We start from the raw sequence: 2837 nt of genomic DNA on the forward strand, positions 1-2837 counted from the left end.
GTAAGTAACTGCTCACCCGGCTGGCGGCAGCTGAGCCGTTAAGCGACGACGAAAGTGCCGTCGATCAGGTGGCGGATGGCGGTCCAGGCGGACTGGCCTTGGCGGCGCGCGGTTCCGGTGACGGAGCGATAGCCAGCGTGGATGTCCGGCCCCCACTCGGAACGGAAGCCGTTGGTCACTTTGCGGAAGATCACCGACGGGCGGATCTCCTGCTCGCTGCCGTTGTTGGTGGGCGGCACGCGGCGGTCGCTGAGAAAGACGAAGAACTTGCCACGCCACGCCTTGACCTGGCGCTGCAACTCGCGCCCGGCCGGATGGGCGGCGGGGACACCGAGCAGTGCATCGAGGCGGCGCTCGGCTTTGGCGGCGTAAGCAGCGAGCGTGCTGTCCTTCAGCTCCGGTCTTCGCTTGCCGACGCGGATTGCCCAGCGCAGGTGATCGCGGATCTTCGGCACGACCACCGTGTCGCCGCAGTCGATGGCGTACTGCACGTCGCGTAAGACGTGGGCCAGGCACACTTGGTGAACCCGCCCCAACTCCTGTTGTCCGGCGTAGCGGTCGGAGATCCACACCTCGGGCTGATGGCCGCCCAGCACCGCGGCGGCCACCGCCCGGCCCCGGCTCGGCGCGATGGTGTGCAGCACGACCGCATCGGAATGGAACACCCACTGCCAGTGCGTCACGCCGTTGACCCGCGTCGTGGTCTCGTCCGAGGCGATGATGGAAGCGCGCAACAGCTTGGCCGTGATCGCCGCGCAGGCCGTGTCGAACGCTGTGCCCATGCGGCGGAACGCGTTGGCGATGGCGCCCTCGGAGATGCTCAATCCGAACAGCTCCTTGAGCATCCGCGTCAAGCGCTCAAAGCTGACGTGATGGCTGTGATGCAGGTAGGCCAGCAAAGAGCGGATGCCGGGTCCGAACGGCGTGCCCGGCAGCATGGTCGCGGGCGGCTCGGCCCGGTAGCGCCGTCCGCACGCACCGCAGCGCCCGCCGAACAGCTCGACCCGCGTCACCACCGGGCGGACTTCGGGCAGGTCGATGTGGTCGTAGCGATGACGGCAGCGCTGTCCCGCCGCCGACAGCGCCGTTTGGCAATGCGGGCATTCCGCGGCGAGACGGCGCTCCGTGCGATCGGGATCGGGCGCGAGCGGCCGCGCGACACCGGGACGCGATGGCCGCGGTTTGCGGTGTCGCTTCGCCTTGCCGGCCTTGCCTCCGGGGCCATCCTGGGACGGCGGGAGGTGGGAGTTCGCCGAGGTCTTCTTCGGCTTGGCGAGCAACGCCTCCAGTTCGGCCACCCGCGCCGCCAAGCGCTCGATCAGCGCCGCCTGCTCAAAGAGCAGGGCGTCCTTCTCGGCGTCGCTCAGGCAATAGCGCGGCGGAACCGTCATAGAGACGTTGACTCATATCCCGAGTCGCCGCGCAACACCCGATCGCCAGCCACCCCCAATGCGCGGCCGCCCCGGCCGGCAGCGTGCGCTCAGCCACCCCCGTGAGCAATCACCCGACCATGCCTGTTGAAGCGCCCCGACTGCTTCGGTCGCGGGTTGGATAGGAAAGGCCGCCAGCCAATCGGTGGGCGCGGTCATAAGGGCACCGCAGATTGGGTCGGCGATGCCGCACGAGACTGAACTGTTCGAACAATGTGCTCGGCGTCCCGTAGCGCTTGGCGGACAGTCCAACTGCGTTGAGTGAGTGGCCGGACCAAGTAAAGAGCGCCGTCATGCCAGAGATGGGTATCGGGGACAAGTGTGAGCGAGTCGCCCGACGGAACCGCACGAAGCCCGGCGTCGCGAAGTTTGGCCAAAGTCTGAAGCACCAGATCGTCGCTTACGTCCGTCGTGACGACGGGAGCTTCCGTAGATCCCTCCGCGTAGGTCACGCGCACGACGCCGGAAGGTCCGGCCCGCTCGGGGTCACTGGCCACCACATCGACATGGAAGCGTCCGCGTCCGCGGGTTCGGGTTCGCCATGTGGTTAGCGACTCAGCGAGTGCATGTGCGTAGGCGTCGAAATCCTCCGTTTCTGCAGGGTGCTGAGCCGGAGTGTCCAGACTCTTGAAGCTTCGGGGCCGGATGGACGGCATTAGGATGTCGACCGTCTCGCGCACGAGCGTCTGCTCCTCATCGGTCAAACCGAAATAGGCGAAAACCGCCCGGTCGAGAGCTGGCCGAAGCTTGTCATAGCGGTGGCGCTGCTCCAACTCGGTCAACGCTCCAAGTTCCGTCATGTGGCTGGCAACGGTTGAGAGTGCAGCAGCAGCAGCCTGCGGGTCTGGAGCGTCCTTGTGGTCGAAGAACGGGAACGTCTCGACATCCGAGAGGTGAACGCCATTGCGCTCGCAAAGCATTTTCCAGCCCCGCATCATTAAGAAGTACCGCGCAAGACTTGATCGCAGGTAGACTGCAGCGAACTGAAGGAGCGGCGCATCCTCTTCCTTGCCGGAGATCACGCCGACGCTGTGGGTAAACGTTGCCGGTTTATCATAGTAAGCTGCGCGAACATTTTGTTCTTCTTTGGAAAAGCCGTCCGGAAACAGAACACGTGGACCGTCGAACACCGCCTGCACAGCATCGTTCAAGCCAACAACGGTCTTTTGATCCTTGGGCCAGGAGGTGAGCAGGTCCGGGTGCAGGACGGGCGAACCGGCGCTCAGCGCCGCAATGGGCACGAACTGCTTGCCGCGCAATGGTGGAGTTGCCCCGGCTCGGTGGACACCATCTGACTTGCGCAGGAGGTGTTGACCAATGCCGAAAACCCGCCCGCCTTATCCGCCGGAATTCCGGCAGCATATGGTCGAGTTGGTCCGCTCTGGACGCGATCCCACCGACCTCGCC

Annotated in this window: 2 protein-coding genes; both read right to left on the bottom strand. The window is 65.5% G+C overall.

Features of this window, described 5'->3' with window-relative positions:
• Positions 1–38: 38 nt before the first annotated feature.
• Entirely contained in the window at positions 39–1391 is a 1353-nt protein-coding gene (gene tnpC / locus AC1DVI_RS32275) for an IS66 family transposase (RefSeq protein ID WP_476961455.1), read from the bottom strand.
• Positions 1392–1585: 194 nt separating this feature from the next.
• Positions 1586–2689, bottom strand: coding sequence for a hypothetical protein (locus tag AC1DVI_RS32280; protein WP_476961456.1), 1104 nt, complete (start codon positions 2687–2689; stop codon positions 1586–1588).
• Positions 2690–2837: the final 148 nt, after the last annotated feature.

This window comes from Azospirillum sp. P4_B5, from assembly GCF_056402275.1.

What these genes read in the sequence shown, in the direction of transcription:
- tnpC (WP_476961455.1), bottom strand. Translation starts at nt 1,391, where the DNA reads ATGACGGTTCCGCCGCGCTATTGCCTGAGCGACGCCGAGAAGGACGCC.